This window comes from Prosthecobacter sp., from assembly GCF_044226605.1.
In the GTDB taxonomy this organism is placed as follows: Bacteria; Verrucomicrobiota; Verrucomicrobiia; order Verrucomicrobiales; family Verrucomicrobiaceae; genus Prosthecobacter.
Window position 1 is genome coordinate 234,431 of record NZ_JBGAGS010000013.1, and the last position, 16,795, is coordinate 251,225.

The 16,795-nt window shown below is 61.0% G+C and carries 16 protein-coding genes; 6 read left to right on the forward strand and 10 right to left on the reverse strand.

Translation table 11 applies throughout. The features are described from left to right. Positions 1 to 50: 50 nt before the first annotated feature. From ACILSO_RS19305 to pdxA, 3 genes are read left to right on the forward strand one after another with little or no spacing between them, the layout of a single operon-like run. Positions 51 to 494, forward strand: a complete 444-nt coding sequence (locus ACILSO_RS19305) for a hypothetical protein (protein ID WP_395739086.1) — start codon at positions 51 to 53, stop codon at positions 492 to 494. Continuing rightward, positions 491 to 1,333: an alpha/beta fold hydrolase gene (locus tag ACILSO_RS19310; RefSeq protein WP_395739087.1), complete on the forward strand. Its 843-nt coding sequence runs from the start codon at positions 491 to 493 to the stop codon at positions 1,331 to 1,333. The genes ACILSO_RS19305 and ACILSO_RS19310 overlap by 4 nt, the downstream gene beginning before the upstream one ends. Before the next feature lie 16 nt (positions 1,334 to 1,349). After that, complete coding sequence (gene pdxA / locus ACILSO_RS19315; RefSeq protein WP_395739088.1) at positions 1,350 to 2,345, forward strand: 4-hydroxythreonine-4-phosphate dehydrogenase PdxA; 996 nt, start codon at positions 1,350 to 1,352, stop codon at positions 2,343 to 2,345. Here pdxA and ACILSO_RS19320 read toward each other — a convergent pair whose 3' ends face one another. The 4 genes from ACILSO_RS19320 to ACILSO_RS19335 all read right to left on the reverse strand — a co-directional run bounded on the left by ACILSO_RS19320 (position 2,346) and on the right by ACILSO_RS19335 (position 7,163). Then, on the reverse strand, positions 2,346 to 4,025 hold the full coding sequence (locus ACILSO_RS19320; protein ID WP_395739089.1) for a dihydroxy-acid dehydratase: 1,680 nt from the start codon (positions 4,023 to 4,025) through the stop codon (positions 2,346 to 2,348). Positions 4,026 to 4,146: 121 nt separating this feature from the next. Further along, the gene (locus ACILSO_RS19325; protein ID WP_395739090.1) at positions 4,147 to 5,094 is read right to left on the reverse strand and encodes a hypothetical protein; all 948 of its coding nucleotides are present in this window, start codon (positions 5,092 to 5,094) and stop codon (positions 4,147 to 4,149) included. 1,129 nt (positions 5,095 to 6,223) lie between these two features. Beyond that, entirely contained in the window at positions 6,224 to 6,349 is a 126-nt protein-coding gene (locus ACILSO_RS19330) for a hypothetical protein (RefSeq protein ID WP_395739091.1), read from the reverse strand. Between the two features lie 61 nt (positions 6,350 to 6,410). Next, positions 6,411 to 7,163, reverse strand: a complete 753-nt coding sequence (locus ACILSO_RS19335; protein ID WP_395739092.1) for a hypothetical protein — start codon at positions 7,161 to 7,163, stop codon at positions 6,411 to 6,413. A gap of 390 nt (positions 7,164 to 7,553) precedes the next feature. On the opposite strand from ACILSO_RS19335, the gene ACILSO_RS19340 reads away from it, so the two are divergent. Next, the gene (locus ACILSO_RS19340) at positions 7,554 to 8,051 is read left to right on the forward strand and encodes a hypothetical protein (RefSeq protein WP_395739093.1); all 498 of its coding nucleotides are present in this window, start codon (positions 7,554 to 7,556) and stop codon (positions 8,049 to 8,051) included. Between the two features lie 3 nt (positions 8,052 to 8,054). Here ACILSO_RS19340 and bioF read toward each other — a convergent pair whose 3' ends face one another. Both bioF and ACILSO_RS19350 read right to left on the reverse strand, forming a co-directional pair. Next, positions 8,055 to 9,221, reverse strand: a complete 1,167-nt coding sequence (gene bioF / locus ACILSO_RS19345) for an 8-amino-7-oxononanoate synthase (RefSeq protein WP_395739094.1) — start codon at positions 9,219 to 9,221, stop codon at positions 8,055 to 8,057. 3 nt (positions 9,222 to 9,224) lie between these two features. Next, entirely contained in the window at positions 9,225 to 9,896 is a 672-nt protein-coding gene (locus ACILSO_RS19350; RefSeq protein WP_395739095.1) for a tetratricopeptide repeat protein, read from the reverse strand. A gap of 88 nt (positions 9,897 to 9,984) precedes the next feature. Here ACILSO_RS19350 and lexA point away from each other — a divergent pair, with 88 nt between their 5' ends. Then, the gene (lexA, locus tag ACILSO_RS19355) at positions 9,985 to 10,620 is read left to right on the forward strand and encodes a transcriptional repressor LexA (RefSeq protein WP_395739096.1); all 636 of its coding nucleotides are present in this window, start codon (positions 9,985 to 9,987) and stop codon (positions 10,618 to 10,620) included. Here the strand turns inward: lexA and ACILSO_RS19360 are convergent. The 4 genes from ACILSO_RS19360 to deoC are packed head-to-tail and all read right to left on the reverse strand — an operon-like array spanning position 10,617 to position 15,422. Beyond that, positions 10,617 to 12,092 (reverse strand): carboxypeptidase M32, encoded by a 1,476-nt coding sequence (locus tag ACILSO_RS19360; RefSeq protein WP_395739097.1) that lies wholly within the window; start codon positions 12,090 to 12,092, stop codon positions 10,617 to 10,619. The genes lexA and ACILSO_RS19360 overlap by 4 nt on opposite strands. 40 nt (positions 12,093 to 12,132) lie before the next feature. Continuing rightward, entirely contained in the window at positions 12,133 to 12,996 is an 864-nt protein-coding gene (locus ACILSO_RS19365; protein ID WP_395739098.1) for an aldehyde dehydrogenase family protein, read from the reverse strand. Continuing rightward, entirely contained in the window at positions 12,993 to 14,477 is a 1,485-nt protein-coding gene (locus tag ACILSO_RS19370; RefSeq protein ID WP_395739099.1) for an aldehyde dehydrogenase family protein, read from the reverse strand. Before ACILSO_RS19370 ends, ACILSO_RS19365 begins: the two co-directional genes overlap by 4 nt. Positions 14,478 to 14,483: 6 nt before the next feature. After that, positions 14,484 to 15,422 carry a deoxyribose-phosphate aldolase gene (deoC, locus tag ACILSO_RS19375; RefSeq protein WP_395739100.1) on the reverse strand — a complete coding sequence of 313 codons (939 nt, stop codon included), beginning with the start codon at positions 15,420 to 15,422 and terminating at the stop codon, positions 14,484 to 14,486. A 91-nt stretch (positions 15,423 to 15,513) separates the two neighbouring features. Between deoC and ACILSO_RS19380 the strand changes: the two genes are divergently transcribed. Then, a complete protein-coding gene (locus ACILSO_RS19380) occupies positions 15,514 to 16,785 on the forward strand; it encodes a Glu/Leu/Phe/Val dehydrogenase (protein ID WP_395739101.1) in 1,272 nt (423 codons plus the stop codon). The last annotated feature ends 10 nt before the right edge of the window (positions 16,786 to 16,795 follow it).

Consider the following 16,795-nt stretch of genomic DNA (forward strand, 5'->3'; position numbering starts at 1 on the left):
GACGAGAAAGGCAATCGTCTGGTCTGACCACCTTTATGAACTCTCCCAGCATGATCTCCGCCACCATCGTCCAGGGGCATCGCGTGGCTTCCGGCTTGAATGGGAACCCGAAGTTTCCCGGCGGCACGGTGCGCATGCAGCTGCCGTTTTTCAAGGAGCTGGGGCTGGATCTGAGCGCGTTTTATCCGGGGACGTTGAATGTGAGCATCGCGCCGCTGAGCTACCGGGTGGTGCAGCCGCAGCATACGTATCGGGCGTTGAAGTGGCATCCGGAGGATCCGGCGGAGGATTTTTCGTTCTTCGATGTCACCGTGCATCGAAAGGGCGCAGCGCCGGTGAGCGGGTGGATCTACTTTCCGCATCCGGACACGAAGCCGGTGCATTTTCAAAAGCCGGATGTGCTGGAACTGCTGCTGCCGTGGACGGCGGGGCTGGAGTATGGCACGAAAATCAGGCTGGAAGTCCCGGCGGAGCAGATGAAGTTCGAGCCATGAAGGTCCTGTTTTTCTTCCTGATTGTCCTTACTGCCACAGCACTCGCTGACACCCAGACAGACATTGAATATGCCAAAGTGGGAGAGGTTTCGCTCAAGCTGGACCTGCACCGGCCACCGGGTGAGAACCCACCTTTGCTGGTGTATGTGCATGGCGGCGGATGGCGTGCGGGATCGAAGGAGGATGTGCCTGTCGTGGATCTCTATGACAAAGGCTACGCCATCGCGAGCGTGGACTACCGTCTGTCCACCCAGGCGCCGTTTCCGGCGCAGGTGCATGACATCAAGGCGGCCATACGTTTTCTGCGGGCCAATGCAGGGAAGTATCACGTCAACGCCGGCAAGATCGCCATTCTCGGTTCATCAGCGGGAGGGCATCTGGCGGCGCTGGTGGGAGTGAGCAATGGGAGCAAGGAACTGGAGGGCAAAGTGGGGGAGCACCTGGACCAAAGCAGCGATGTGCAGGTGATCGTGAGTTATTTTGGGGCTTCGAATCTGGAGACGATTCTTGCCCAGAGCACGCCGAAGGGCCTGGAGTTTCGCATTCCGGCGCTGAAGCTGCTGCTGGGCGACACGCCGGACAAGAAGCCGGAGCTGGCACGTCTGGCGAGTCCGGTCGCGCATCTGGACAAGAAAGATCCACCGCTGCTGCTCATTCATGGCGATGCGGATCCGCAGATGCCGCCGCAGCAGTCCCAGGAGCTGGCGAAGGCCTATGAGGCGCTGGGGCTGCCGGTAACGCTGATCGTCATGCCAGGGAGCAGGCATGGCGGCGCGGAGTTTTATGATGAGGAACGCACGGCCATTGTTACCAAGTTTCTCGACAAGGTGCTGCGTTGAGCCAGAGTGAAGGTTCATGCGTAAACCACTCATCGCCATTACCATGGGCGACCCTGCCGGGGTCGGTCCCGAAATATGTCTGCAACTGCTCGCCAACGAGGCTGTGTGCGAAGTCGTCACGCCGGTGGTGTTTGGCGATGCGCGCCTGCTCTCGCGCTGTGCGCGGCAGACCGGCCTCCCTGCGCCCAACCGTATCATCAGTGAGATTGGCTGGGACGAGAAGTGCGGGGGCATCGAAGAGCCTGCTGTGCTGGATGTTTACGGATTTGATGCGGAGGATTTCACGCCAGGCACCGTGAGCGCCAAGACCGGAGCGGCCGGTTTTCGCTACGTGGAAAAGAGCATCGTGGCAGCGCTGGCGGGGCAGGTGGCGGCGGTGGCCACGGCTCCGCTGAACAAGGAGGCGTTGCATGCCGCAGGCATCACCTATCCCGGCCACACGGAGATGTTTGCAGAGAAGATGCAGGCGGAGCGCAGCTGCATGACCTTCTTTTCCGAGGAAATGATCTGCAGCCTGGTGACGGTGCACATCGGTTATCAGGATGTGGTGCCAGCTTTGACCACGCAGCGCATCCTGGATGTCATTGAACTCACCGCGGAATCGGTGCAGCGAGTGCGAGGGAAGAAGCCGCGCCTCGCGGTGTGCGGCCTCAATCCGCATGCGGGTGAGCATGGGCTGTTTGGTCGTGGCGAGGAGGAGAAGATCATTATGCCCGCCATCGCGGCGGCACGGGCCAAAGGCCACACGATTGAAGGCCCTCTCCCGCCGGACACCGCCTTCATCGCGCCGAAACGTCGCGCGGTGGACGCTTACATCTGCCTGTACCATGACCAGGCCCTCATCCCGCTCAAGGCGCTGGCGTTTGACACGGCGGTGAACACCACGCTGGGACTGCCCGTGCCGCGAACGAGCGTCGATCACGGCACGGCTTGTGACATCGCCTGGCAGGGCAGGGCGAATGGCCGCAGCCTCGTGGAAGCGGTGCTGCTGGCGGCGAAGATGGCGGGCTGATTACTTGCTGCGTTCCGCCACCCAGCGCGGCACACAGCCCTGATGGGCCTGCGTCACGGTGGCGGCGAAGTCTGCGAGGTAGCCGAAAGGATGGCTTACTGGAAAGATCGTGCGAGTCCGCGCATCGAGGTCCGCATTCACATGAATGGTGCCGGCGAGCAGATCGAATTCGATTTCATCGCCATCCTGCACCACGGCAATCGGGCCGCCGACGGCCGCCTCCGGGCTGCAATGCACCCCCACGGCACCGCCGGAAACGCCGGAGACACGCGTGTCTGAAAGCAGGGCGACCTTGCCATAAAGCTCAGGCACTGCGAGGGCGGCGCTGGCCACATGCATCTCGGGCATGCCGAGCGCCACCGGGCCGCAGCCGCGAATGACCACGATGTGGCCCGGCTTGATGCGACCGGCCGCGGCGGCATCAGAGACTCCTTTGGAATCCGTGAAACAAATCGCGGTGCCGCGGAACTTGGGTTCGTCCAGCGAGGAGACTTTGAAGACGACCCCGTCGGGGGCAATGTTGCCAAAGCAGATCTGGATGTCGGCGAACTCTTTGAACGGCGCATCGATGGGCGCGATGAGTTCATTGGGGAAGGGCACCTCAGCGGCATTGGCGAGGTTTTCCGCCAGGGTCTGACCGGTGACGGTGATGCAGGAGCCGTCCAGCAGGCCGGTTTTCATGATGTGCTTCAGCAGCATGGTGGTGCCGCCGAGGCGATGGAGATCCACCATGGTGCCGCGACCACGCGGGGCGAAATTGCACAGCACCGGCGTGCGACGTGCGATGGCCTGCACGTCCCGCAGGTCGAAGTCGACACCTGCCTCGCGAGCGACGGCGAGGATGTGCAGGACGCCGTTGGTGGAGCCGCCAATGGCGCAGATGGCGGTCATGGCGTTGGTGATGGAGGCCTTGGTGATGATGTCGCGCGGGCGCAGGTTCTTCTCCAGCAGGCGGCGCACTGCTTTTCCCACACGCAGGCATTCCTCGCGCTTGCCTGCTTCGATGGCAGGCATGGAGGAGGTGTCCGGCAGGCTGAGGCCCATGGCCTCAAGGGCGATGCCCCAGGTATTGAAGGAGGCGGCGATGCCGCAACCGCCCGCGCCAGGACAGGCGGTGCGGATGATCTGCTCGGACTCCTCATAGCTCATGGTGCCCTGCTTCTCCTTCGCGGCGGCATCGTACACATCGAGGATGGAAGTGGAATGCCCTTTGTGGCAGCCGGGCATGATGCTGCCGCCATTGACGATGAGGCCGGGATAATTGGTGCGGGCCAGGGCCATGGCAAAGGCAGGACCGTTTTTGTCGCAGTGATGCAGGCCGATCAGCGCATCGTAGCTGTGCGAGGTGCAAATCATCTCGGCACCATTGGCCATGAGATTGCGGGAGCACAGGGAGGCAGCGCCGCCAATGTTTCCCTGCGTGATGTTGTCACTTACCGGGGAGACGCCGAAGGGAAAGCCGATGAGTCCTGCTTCTTTGCAGCCCTGGGCGATGAGCTGGGCGAGCTCGTGGGCATGGACATTGCAGATGTTGCCGTCCAGCAGCGGCGTACCGATGCCGATCTGCGCCTTGTTGAAGTCTTCTTCTTTAAAACCCAGGCCCCAGAAGAAAGCGGTGACGCCGCGCTGCCAGCCGTGGGTGAGGTTGTTCGAATTCCAGTTAAGCGGGTGTTCAGTCATGCGGAGCAGATGCTAAGCAGGAAGAAGCGCCGCGCCAAAACAAAAGCTCCCGGCCAGTTGAACGGCTGGCCGGGAGCTACCTAATCAGATGTGTTTTTGTGAGGCATCAAGCCCCCGCAAATTAGAACGCGAAGCTCAGCTTGGTTCCCCAGTAGAACTCGTTCTGAGTCGTGTTGAGGGCGGCACGGAGCTTGTCGCTGTGGTTCAGCGCGACGTAGGTCGTCCAAGTGACGGCCTTGGTCAGCTTGACTGGCACGGCGATGGTGTAGAGCTGGTGGGTGAAACCAGTCTTCGGAGTGTTCTGCAGGCTCTGGCCGGCGTTGCCCACCAGACCGGTGCCGGCGGAGCCGTTGCCGGTGTAGTAGTCGATGCCGTAGCCAGTGGCAAAGGAAGGAACGATGCTCAGCCAGTCGTTGACAGCGAAGGTGTAATCAGCCCCGAGGGAGATGTACTGACCATTGACTCGGAAGTCATAGTAGTAACCTGCATAGAGGTTGAAGGACTTGATCGGCACGGTCACGGTCCAGCCAAGTTCACCCGCGCCTTTGAGCGCGAATTCTGGGTCGGAGCCGGCGTTTGGAAGGCCGTTCATGCTGCCACCGTAGTTATCGGGATAGAAGTAGTATTGGTACTGCATTCCCAGTTTGGCCCAACCAGCGTTGTAGGTCAGGTTGGTGATGGCATCGACTTCAGAATATTGGAAGCCCGAGGCGCTTTTGTTGCCAGGACCGTTTGGATAGGGAGTGCCGGCGGTGTTGATGTAGGCGCCGCCGATGCCCCAGGTCAGAGCTCCGACACCGTCTTCACCCGAGCCACCGAGGATCGGCACGGCGAGGTTGAAAGCGGACCACATGATGTTGTCAGCGAACCAAAGACCGCGGAAGTAGTAGCGGCTGTCGTAACCGGCGTCGAAGGTGGCGCCGATCGAGTCGAAGAGAGCGCCGGGTTCGGCGGGAGGCGGGACGGGGTTCTTGGCGGCAGGGCCTTTGGCTGCCGGAGTGTCAGCGGAAGCGTTCAGCGCTGCACAGGCAGCAAGAACGGTCACCGACTTGGCAATGAATGATGTCATGCTTTTGGGCTTCATGTGTTGGGTCGAGTTTAGTTATTGTTGGTGTTGAGGCGCCGAACTGACCGGGATGGCAGTGCAGCTAGCGATGTTTGATCAAGCAAGAGGCGTGCCAAGTTAAGGAGGGGTCCAAAATAGTTAAAATTTTATCAAAAACTGCGATATCCAGAATGGTATTGGCTTGGAGAAGGGGATTGCGTGGGTTGTCTGCCGATGTGACTCAGTATTTCTCTGACGTGGCTAAGGAGGCGAGCGGCCCCCCGTTCGCTCAGGAGGCGCGGACTGTGGCAAGAAGGGAGTGCAAAATGGGGCGCTTTTGTCGGGCGCTGGAAGCGTCTAGGCACAGGCTTCCACTTCCCGCCCTTCGCCCACCGTCTCTCTTCTAGTGGCAGCCGCTTTGAACTCACGTGCTTCGCTGGGATTCGAGCATGTGGAGATGCACACCGGTCGTTTTTCAGAACGGCTCTCAAGGGCCTTGTTGTGACCTTCTGCATCCAGGTGTGGAGTCTGTGCTCCATGGTTTGCCTTGCAGCCAATGCTCATGGCACGAGCCATAAAAACGGGGCCGGAAAGGCACGGACAGGCGCGGCGTTTGCTCCGGCCGTTGGCTGGATGTGCCTGCCTTCACATCTTTTCTGCGCTTCGCTACAATCTCCGCCAACCCGTCCGACCACGAGGGTGCGCGCATGCTCTGGCGTTTGCCTTACACTGACAAACGTGGCCGCTGCTGACACACCCATTCTAGAACGGCGGGCATGCAAGACACCGGCTGCTTGGTTAAGCCTGCCACACCAGCGCGCATAAAACCTGTTCTTCCAGGCTGAGTGTTTATTGGCATGAGGATTGCCTCGTGGTCGCGCGATCGTGGTGTCAGTCCAAAAAGCGAAGCTGGAATCAGGGCAGTGGAATACCATGCGTTCTTCGGAGGCCTGAAGCCTTCAATCGCAGCCGGAAACAGTCAGGCCTGTTCTCCAGAGGGACCAGCACTGCAAATGACCGCACGTGGGTTTCACAGGTTGGAGTGTGGAGGGCTGGTCGGCCTCGTCCGCTGACGATAAACAAAAAAAACCTCCCGGTTTGCACCGGGAGGTTTTGGAAAACCTTGGAAAGGTTGAAACCGTTCAGAGAACGATTAGAAGCGGACGCTCAGGGTCACGCCGTAGTAGGCAACGCTGTGGAAAGCGGTGGCAGGGCCGCCGCCGATGCCAGCGGCATACGGAAGGGTGGAGGAACGAGCCAGATTGGAGAAGGGGCCCATTGGCAGGTTGAAGGCGACGTAGGGGGTAAGGGTCGCACGGCTGTTGAGCTTGATTGGGAAATCAAGGCCAACGTTCAGTGCGGTCCAACCGGTGACGCCGTAACGAGCAGTGCTGGTGCCGAAGATGCCGCCGCCACCGATGAGGTTGCGGGAAGCCTGGGTGAAACCAGCATTGTAGTGCAGGCCGTAGCCAAGACCAGCGTGTGGGACGATGCTGATGGCATCGGTCACAGCGATGGTGGACTTGGCGTTCACGTCGAAGTACCAGCCCAATCGTGAGCTGCTGGATGTCGTTCATGCCGTAGCCGCCGCCGATGGGGGCGCCAAACTGGTTGATGCCCAGGCCGTTGGCCAGGGAGCCCATGTTGTGGATGAAGCTGTAGCCGAAGCTGACGCTGGCAGGACCGAAGTCATGCGAGACGGCGGCACCAAGCTGAAGGCGCTGGAAGGAATTGGTGGTCTTCACCACGCCTGCCAGAGGGGGGCCAAGGGTAGGGGAGAAGCTGTCCTGGTCGCCTGCAAGGGAACCGTAGTCCACATTCCAGAGGAGGGAGGTGCTGCCTGCACCGTCTTCGGCGGCACCGCCGACGAGGAGGAGGGCGCCATTGAGGCCGGCACGGACCCAATGCTGGCCGTAGTTGATGCCACGCCAGACGTAGTTGGAGTCATAGCCCAAGGAGGCGGTGATTCCAAGGTCGTCGTTCACCGGAGCGGGAGCGATCGGGTTCTTAACAGGGGCGGATGGTCCGGCCACAACGGGAGTGGCGGCCAGTGCCAAGAACCCCAGCGTTTTCAGCAATGCGTTCAATTTCATAGTCTGATTAGTTTGGTATTAGGTTGGTTGGTTTGAGGTCGGACACTCGCATGAATTGACACGGAACTTGCGTTCCGGGCCAAAGTACGTGAGCCGTTCAGACGGGAAACTAGCAGGTGCTGTAACTACTGGAAAGTATTTTCTTTACCTTAAAGTGTTTTTTCGCGCATTTTTTTGCCTATTATGAATGAAGGCCACCTGGGGTGATCACCCCGCGGCGCGGGGGCCTTAAAACTTGCTGGTTGAACGATATGCGCAGGGAGGCTAGAGAGCGGGATGTGCCGCCTGCTGATATTCTCTGCACTAGTTCTCGGCTCGTGTGTGGCGGGAGCTGCGGAAGAGCTTCCCCGGATCACTCTGAAGGTTCAAGCGCACTTGGTTAGATCAAAGATGAATCCCAGGTTGCAGACCACGCTTACGGAAAAGGAGGTGCGTGCACTCTTTGCCGAGGTGAATACGATCTGGGCACCCGCAGGAATTTACTTTGAACTGGAGGGGGTTGACACGCTGCAAGCCCACGAAATTCCTGCGAAAAGGTGGTTCATCAAGGATCGAAACTGGGTCAAGTCTGCCATCCCGACGCATCAATTCAGTCCCACGGCCATCGATGTGTGCTTTGTGCAGGACATGGGACCCAACGGCTTCTTTTATGGCGAGCCGGTCGTGGTGTGTGAGAATCCCGAGTTCCACAAGGTCACAGGCGGCACGGCAAACATTGTGGCACGGGTGACGGCGCATGAACTGGGGCATGTGTTGTTTTTGCAGCACCGGCAGGAACGAACCAACCTGATGGCCTCGGGGAAAAACGGGATCGCTCTGAACCGGCAGGAGGTCCAGGACGCGCGCAAACGGGCGCTGGAAATCTTGGGACAGCAACCCCGCCCGTGAGCCTCAAAGCAGACCTCGCAGAGCCCTGCCGAGGCCTTCGATCTGCGCGGTCGAATGGCACGCGCTGAGAGTGATGCGCAATCTGGCACTGCCCCGGGCCACCGTGGGGTAGCGAATGCAGGGGATGAGGAACCCTGATTCACGCAGGCGCGCGCTGAGATCCATGGCTCGTGACGCTTCACCCAAAATCACCGGCAGAATGGCCGCAGGCACTGGTACCGGAGCGAGGCCGATTTCCGACAACTGCTGCTGCATCTGCTGTGCATGCCCGTGCAGCCGCTGCCGCAGCGCGGTGCCCTGCTCGCTGCGGATCACTTCCAAAATGCTGCCCAGCGCATGGGCCAGATGGACAGGCGGGGCGGTGGTGTAGATGAAGCTGCGGGCGCGCTGAATGAGGAGATCCACAACCTGCCTTGAAGCGGCCAGATAGCCACCACTCAGGCCAAAGGCCTTGCTCAGGGTGCCCATGTGCAGATCCACCTGTTGATCGACGCCAAGCTCTGCAGCAAGTCCGCGACCCTGCGGTCCCAGCACTCCCACAGCGTGAGCTTCATCCACAAGCAGCCAGGCGCCATGCCGTGCTTTCAGCTCCACCATTTCGCGCAGCGGCGCGGCGTCTCCGTCCATGCTGAAAATCGACTCGGTCACCACCAATGCGCGTCCTTGTGCGGTTTGCAGCAGGCGCTCAAGCTTCTCGAGATGGTTGTGCGGGAAGACGCGGATCGTCGCTCCGCTCAACCGTGCGGCGTCCACCAGGCTGGCGTGGCAGAGTTTGTCCAGGATGATCGTATCCCCAGCCCCTACAAGCGCGGGGATGGTGCCCAGTGCGACTGCGAATCCGCTGCTGAAGGTCAGGGCCGCCTCCGTGCCTTTGAAATCCGCCAGGGCCTCTTCGAGCGCGGCATGAGCGCGATGGGTGCCGCAGACCAGCCGTGACGCGCCTGAGCCACCGCCATATTTGGCGATCCCTTTGGCCAGTGCGTGCTGCATCTCGGATGAATGAGCCAGGCCGAGGTAGTCATTGGAGGAAAAGTTGATCCATTCCCGTTCCCCAGTGCGCACGATGACACCTGCTGACTCGTCCAGCGGGCGCAGTTCCCGCCACAGACCCTGCACGCGCAGTTCTTCGAGTTGTGGAGCAAGATTCCAAGGTTCGGCGGATTTCTGCATGCGTCACTCCTTGAGCCGGCGTTCCACCACTTCATCCTTCGTCACGCCGAGCGCCAGCGCCTTTTCATAGTGCCTGCGCGCCAGCTCGATGGAGGGCGGGCGGCGTTCCAGAAACATCAGCGCCAGGTTGAAATGTGCGATGCCGTAGTCGGGTTTCAGCTCAATGGCACGGTGCAATTCCGACTCCGCCGCGTCCGACCAGCCGAGGTTTTTCGCAGCGATGGCGAGGTAGTTGTGCGGGCGTGCATCTTCCGGATCTTCATGGATCGCGCGCGTGAAGCAGGAAACTGCGCGGTAGGTGTCGCCCTGCTTTTGCAGCAGCAGGCCCAGCGCCGTCCAGGTCTGCGCGAGCTGCGGATTGATCTGGGTGGACTTCTCGAAGCATTCGATGGCGCGCTTGAGATCTCCCGCCTGCTGCTCCACGGCGCCCAGGTTGGCCCAGATGAGAGCGTTGCCGTCGTCGATCTCCAGCATTTCTTCGTAGGCTTTGCGTGCGGCGGGCCAGTCTTGTTTGCCGAAGGCTGCTGCGGCGCGCTCTCCCAGCACCTTGGTGAAGGGGGGCAGCATGCCGGTTTTATCCATTTTCGCTGGATTCAAGGGTGCAATCTCCTGCGCATGCACCGCCGCGGAGAGCAGCAGCAGCCCAAAGATTGTCAGGTAGATATTACGCATCATGCGCGGACTATGCGCCGAAACCGCCGCAGGAAAACATCTTGCGTATCTCGTATGAAGGGGAATGTTCGCACGAACAGCCTCTCTTCCCATGTTCATCGACACCGATTCCCGGCTCACGGCCCGCCAGCAGGAACTCCTCGAGTACCTGCGCAGCTACCAGCGATCCAACGGCGTCATGCCTTCCACGCGTGACATCCAGCGTCATTTCGGTTTCTCCAGCCAGACCGCCGCCATGAGCCATCTGCGCGCGCTGGAGAAGAAAGGTGTCATCCAGCGCCACCCTCACAAGGCTCGTGCGGTGGTCTTTCCGGAGGACCTTGACCGCGCTGAAATCGTGGACATTCCGGTCTTCGGCCAGATCCCTGCCGGCATGGCTGCCGCGGACATGGTGCAGAATGCGGACCGGTGCATCTCCGTCGATGTGAATACGCTCGGCATCCCACGCTCCGCCAAAAGCTTTGCGCTGCAAGTGCGTGGCGAGTCGATGATCGGCGCTCTCATTGGCGATGGCGACCTCGTCATTCTCGAAATCCGCGAGCCGCGGCCGCGTGACATCGTCGCTGCGCTCATTGATGGCGAGAGCACCTTGAAACGCTACATTGTCAAGGACTCCCAGCCCTACCTGAAGGCGGAGAATCCGGAGTTTCCCGATCTGCTGCCGGCACGGGAGCTGCTCATTCAGGGCGTCATGATCGGACTCATCCGGCATGTGCGCCAGGGCTAGGCCAGATAGCGCTCGCGCAGGTGCTTGATGTGCCACTTGGCATCGGTCGGCTTGCCGGTGGCCTGCTCCATGATCTCTCCCGGCAGCAGCGCCGCGCCCTTGCTGTGCACATTGGCGCGCAGCCACTGCAGCAGCGGGGCGTAGTCGCATTTCTCCAGCGCGCTGGCGATCTTGCGCTGCTTTTTCGCCGTGGCGAAAAGCTGGGCGGCATTCAGATTTCCGAGCGTGTAAGTGGCAAAGTAGCCTAGCCCGCCCATGCTCCAGTGGATGTCCTGCAGGCAGCCGTGGCGGTCGTCCGGCGGTGTCATGCCAAACAACTCGCGGTATTCCTCGTTCCACACTTTGGGCACGTCATGCACGGTCAGCTCGCCCTTCACCAGGCGGCGCTCGATGCCGAAGCGCAGGAGGATGTGCAGGTCGTACGTGGCCTCGTCCGCCTCCACGCGGATGAAGCTGAACTCGCTGCGCCGCATTTCCTTCATGAAGGCCTCCGGCTTCACCTTGCGCAGGTGTGGGAAGAGCTCCTGCACACGCGGCAGCCACTTCTCCCAGAACAGATGGCTGCGGCCCACGTGGTTCTCCCACAGGCGGCTTTGTGACTCGTGGATGCCCAGCGAGGCTGCGCTGCCGCTCGGCAGGCCGTAGTCCAGCCCTGGCAGCCCCTGCTCGTACAAGCCGTGGCCTGCTTCGTGCATCACGCCAAAGAGCGAGGAGAGGAAATCCGTCTCATCATAGCGCGTGGTCAGGCGCACATCGCCTGGCCCGAGCGTGGTGCAGAAAGGGTGCGCTGTGGTGTCGATGCGGCCGGCCTCGAAATCAAAGCCCAGGCTCTCCGCGATCTCGCGGTTCAGGATCTGCTGCTTCTCGATGGGGTAGCGCCCTTTCAGCGCACCCCGTTTTACCTTGGCGGATTTTGCCACCGCCTCGCGGGCGATCTCGGCCAGCTGCGGGCGCAGCTTTTCAAACAGCGCCGCCACCTCGCGCGTCTTCGCGCCGCGCTCGTAGAGGTCCAGCAGCGCGTCATACGGCTCGTCGCCGTAGCCAAACAGGTCCGCCTTCTTGCGCGCGATGCCGAGCACTTTCTCCAGATGCGGCGCAAACATGACGAAGTCAGATTTCTCCCGTGCCTCCACCCACGCCGCCTTTGCATGGGCGCAGACGTTGCTCTCCTCCTCCACGAGCTTCTGCGGCAGCTTCGTCGCACGGTTGATGTCGCGGCGCAGTCCGCGCACGTTCGCCGCCTGCGTCGGGTTTTCCGGCATCTCGGCCTCGGCGCTTTCCAGCAGCTTCAGCGTTTTCTTCGAGGTCAGCAGCGCATGCGCCTTGCCCGTGAGATACGCCATCTGCCGCGCCCGATGGTCCAGCGAATGCGCCGGCATGTAGGTCTCCTGGTCCCAGCTCAGCACCGCCTCCGTGGAGGTCAGCAGGGAGATTTCAGAAACAACGTCGCAGAGAGATTGGTAGGCGGTCATGGAGGCGACATTTTTGACGCGCAAGTCCACGTTAGCAACTTCAAGCCCCCACGGGATGCCATGTCGTCTTAAACTCGACCAGCGCGCGGATTTGCTCCACGCCCTGCTGTGTGCCGGCAAACCAGTCGATGGGTTCCTCGGCTTTGAGCAAAGACACGCGCTTCACGCTTTCGGCCGCGCCGAGTTTGAGGGCTTTGCGGTCTGCGGCATTCACGGCACCGCTTAGCGCGCGCAGGTGCTCGTGGGTGGCAAAGGTGGGGAGCATTTCGCTGCGCTGGCCGGTGAGAAGATTGACCACACCGCCGGGGAGATCGCAGGTGGCCAGCATCTCGCCGAGCAGGATGCTGGGATAAGGCTGAGTATTGCTGGCCAGTGCGATAACACAGTTGCCGCTGGTGATGGCGGGCAGGATCAGGGAGATCAGCGCGAGCAGCGGTGACTCATCAGGCGCGATGATGCCGATGATGCCCATGGGTTCCGTGACCGTGAAATTGAAATGCGCAGAAGCCACCGGGTTCACACTGCCGAGCACCTGCTCATACTTGTCCGTCCAGCCTGCATAATGTATCACGCGCTCGATGCTGGCGGAGACTTCGCGCGTGGCCTGGGCTTTCGAAGCGCCACCCAGCATCACCGCTTCAGCCAGCTCAGCTGCGCGTGCCTCCATCATTTCCGCGAGCCGGTACAAGATCTGTCCGCGATTGAAAGCGGAGCGCTTGGCCCAGCCCGGCCCCGCTTTCGCGGCAGCTTCCACGGCATTGCGCAGATCCTTGCGGGTGCATTGTGGGATGTTGGCGAAGAACGCGCCGGAGGAGTCGCAGAGTTCCGTCACGCGTCCGCTCTCACTGCGGATGAAGGCACCGCCGACGTAGCACTTGGGAGTTTTGGTGATGTGAATTCTCATTGGACGATGCAGTAATCGAGCAATCCCTGCTTCCCGCCTTCACGGCCAAAGCCGCTTTCCTTGTATCCGCCGAAGGGGCTGGTGGGGTCAAACTTGTTGTAGGTGTTGGCCCAGACGACGCCAGCTTTGAGCTGGGTGCTGAGCTTGAGGATGCGGCTGCCTTTGTCGGTCCACACGCCGGCGCTGAGGCCGTAGGGAGTGTTGTTGGCTTTTTCGACGGCTTCCTCGGGCGTGCGGAAGGTGAGAATGCTGAGCACAGGGCCGAAGATTTCTTCGCGCGCGATGCGCTGGCTCATGCTCACATTGGTGAAAATAGTAGGACGGAAGTAGAATCCTTTCGCGGGAAGTTTGCAGCCGTTGTCGTACATCTCAGCGCCTTCGGTCACACCGCTTTGGACGAGGTCAGCGATCTTCGTGAGCTGCTCGCGGCTGTTGATCGCGCCGAGGTCGGTGTTCTTGTCCATGGGGTCGCCCACTCGAAGTGTGGCGATCCGACGCCTGAGTTTGGCCAGCACCGCATCGGCAATGCTTTCCTGAACGAGCAGGCGTGAGCCGGCGCAGCAGACGTGGCCTTGATTGAAAAAGATGCCGTTCACGATGCCCTCCACGGCCTGGTCCAGCGGCGCATCATCGAAGACGATGTTCGCGGCTTTGCCGCCGAGTTCGAGCGTCAGCTTTTTGTCCGTGCCTGCAAGGCTGCGCAGGATGCTCTTGCCCACCTCGGTGCTGCCGGTGAAGGCCACCTTCGTCGTCAGCGGATGATTGATCACCGCCGCACCGGTTTCGGCAGCGCCGCTGATGATGTTCACCACGCCATCGGGCAGGCCGGCTTCCTGGCAGATCTCGCCAAACTTGAACGCGGTGATGCTGGTGGTCTCCGCCGGTTTCAGCACCACACAATTGCCTGCCGCGAGCGCCGGGGCGATCTTCCACGCGAGCATGAGCAGCGGAAAATTCCACGGGATGACCTGCCCCACCACGCCATGCGGCGCAATCTGCCTGCCGGGTGCGAGATGCTCCAGCTTGTCCGCCCAGCCCGCATGATAGAAGAAATGCGCCGCTGCCATCGGCACATCGAAATCGCGAGATTCCTTGATCGGCTTCCCGCCATCCAGCGTCTCCGCGATGGCAAACTCCCGCGCATGATCCTGCAGCAGCCGTGCAATACGATACAGGTATTTGCCCCGCTCTTTGCCCGGCATCTTGCTCCACACGTTCGCAAATGCCTTCTGCGCCGCCTTGCAGGCCGCATCCACATCAGCAGACTCTGCCTGCGCGATGTCGGCGATTTTCGTTTCATGCGCCGGATTGATCGTGGCGAAGTACTTGCCGGCACGTGGCGCAACGAACTCGCCGTTGATGAACAGGTCATACCGTTTCTTCAGCTTCGGGTCCGCGGTTTCGGGCGCGGGATCGTAGTCCCAGAGATCGCCGAAGACGAGTTCGCGGGCGGGGTTTGTTTTGGCAGAGGTCTTGGGCATACGAAATCAATAACCTTCGGTGGCTTCGCTGAAATTCCATGGCGCCTGATACACACCGGTGCGTTCCTTTTCGAACTGGCGCACGAGATCGTTCAGCAACGCGGAGGCGCCAAAGCGGTAGCGGCGGTTGGTGAGCCATTCGTCACCGAGGGTTTCTTTGACAGCGATGAGGAAATGCAGCGCTTGCTTGGCCGTGCGGATGCCGCCGGCAGGTTTCATGGCAATCGGGACTCCTGTATCGAGGAAGTGATCACGAATGGCCTCCAGCATCACCTGGTTGTTGCCGAGCGTGGCATTGGAGGAGGTCTTGCCGGTGCTCGTCTTGATGAAGTCGCCGGGGCGTATCACGCGCATGGCCAGGAAGCTGGCAGCGCGGATGTTGTCGTAGGTTTCGAGTTCGCTGACTTCGAGAATGACCTTGAGCGTGGCTTCTCCGCAGGCCTCCACCACAGCTGCGATTTCATCCTGCATGCGGCCGAATTCGCCGCTGAGAAAAGCACCACGGTTGATCACCATGTCGATTTCATCTGCGCCGTCGTTCACGGCGGCATGCACTTCCGCGAGGCGTGTTTTCAGCGGGGCCTGCCCGCTCGGGAAGGCGGTGGCGACGGAGGCAATTCTCACCGATGTGCCGCCGACGTGCTTCTTCGCATGTTTCACCATGGAGGGGTAAACGCACACGGCGGCGGTGGCTGGAATATCGCCGATATCATGGGGGCGCAGCGCCTTCTGGCACAGCGAGGCCACTTTGCCGGGAGTGTCTTTGCCTTCGAGAGTGGTCAGATCCACCATCGAAACCGCGAGGCGCAGTCCGAAGACTTTCGAGTTTTTCTTGAGGCTGCGCGTGGTGAACTTTGCCACGCGCTCCTCGATGCCGACGTGATCGACGGTGCCGATCTCATCGAAGAGACGGCGGAGGCTGGTGGGTGCTTTGGCGGCGGGCATGCAGGCGATTTAGTTCGGAGACGGCCCGCACTGTCAAGACACCAATTTTCTGCATGGCAAAAAAGGACCGCTGCGCGTAATTAGAGGCACCATGAGCAACACGATCCCGCAAGTTTATGACACGCCGATTTTTCGCATGGCCTGCCAGCAGTTTGATTTGGTGGCCGACTTTTTGGAGATTCCCGAGAGTGCACGTGACCGCCTGAAAATGCCCAAGCGAGCTGTGAGCGTGGCCATGCCCGTGCGGCGGGATGACGGCAGCACCACCGTCTTCATGGGCTACCGCGTGCAGCACCACCTCACGCTTGGGCCCACCAAGGGCGGTGTGCGTTTTCATCCGGACGTGACGCTTGGTGAAGTGGGCGCGCTGGCCATGTGGATGAGCTGGAAATGCGCCCTCACCGGCCTGCCCTACGGCGGCGCCAAAGGCGGCGTCACCTGCGATCCGCGCTCGCTTTCGCTCGGTGAACTGGAGCGCGTGACGCGCCGCTACACTCAGGAACTGATCCCCTTCATCGGTCCTCAAATCGACATTCCTGCCCCGGACATGGGCACCAATGAGCAGACCATGGCGTGGATGATGGACACGTATTCCCTTCAAACCGGCCACTGTGTTCCAGCAGTGGTGACGGGCAAGCCGGTGAGCCTGGGCGGTTCTCTGGGCCGTAAGGAATCCACCGGTCGCGGCGTGGCTTATTTGATCTCACGCGCCATGGACACCGTGGGCATCAATGCCCAGGGCGCTACGGCGGTGGTGCAGGGTTACGGCAATGTGGGCGGTGTGGCCGCCGCCTCGCTCTCCCGGATGGGCCTCAAGGTCATCGCCGTGAGCGATGCCTTCGGCGGTTTGTACAATGCGAACGGCATCGACCTCGCCAAGCTCGACGAGCATGTGGCCAAAACGCGCAGCATCGTCGGCTTTGACGGGGCGGATGCCATCACCAACGAGCAGCTTCTTGTCACTCCCTGCGATGTGCTGGTTCCCGCCGCCATGGAGCGCCAGATCACCGGAGACAACGCCGCAAAAATCCAGTGCCGCATTCTCGCCGAAGGCGCCAACGGGCCTACGACGCCGGAAGCCGATGCCATCATCGCGCAGCGTCCTGAAATCTTCGTGATCCCCGACATTCTCTGCAACGCCGGCGGCGTGATCGTTTCCTACTTCGAGTGGGTGCAGGATCTGCAAAGCTTCTTCTGGGATGAGGGCGAAGTGATGAGCAAACTCTACCGCATCCTCGAGCACGCCTTTGTGCAGGCGCTGAACTTCAGCAAGAAGCGCGGCGTCAGCATGCGCTTTGCTGCACTGAGCCTCGGCATCCAGCGCGTGCATGAGGCCAAGCAGATGCGCGGACTGTTCCCGTGATGTAGAGCAT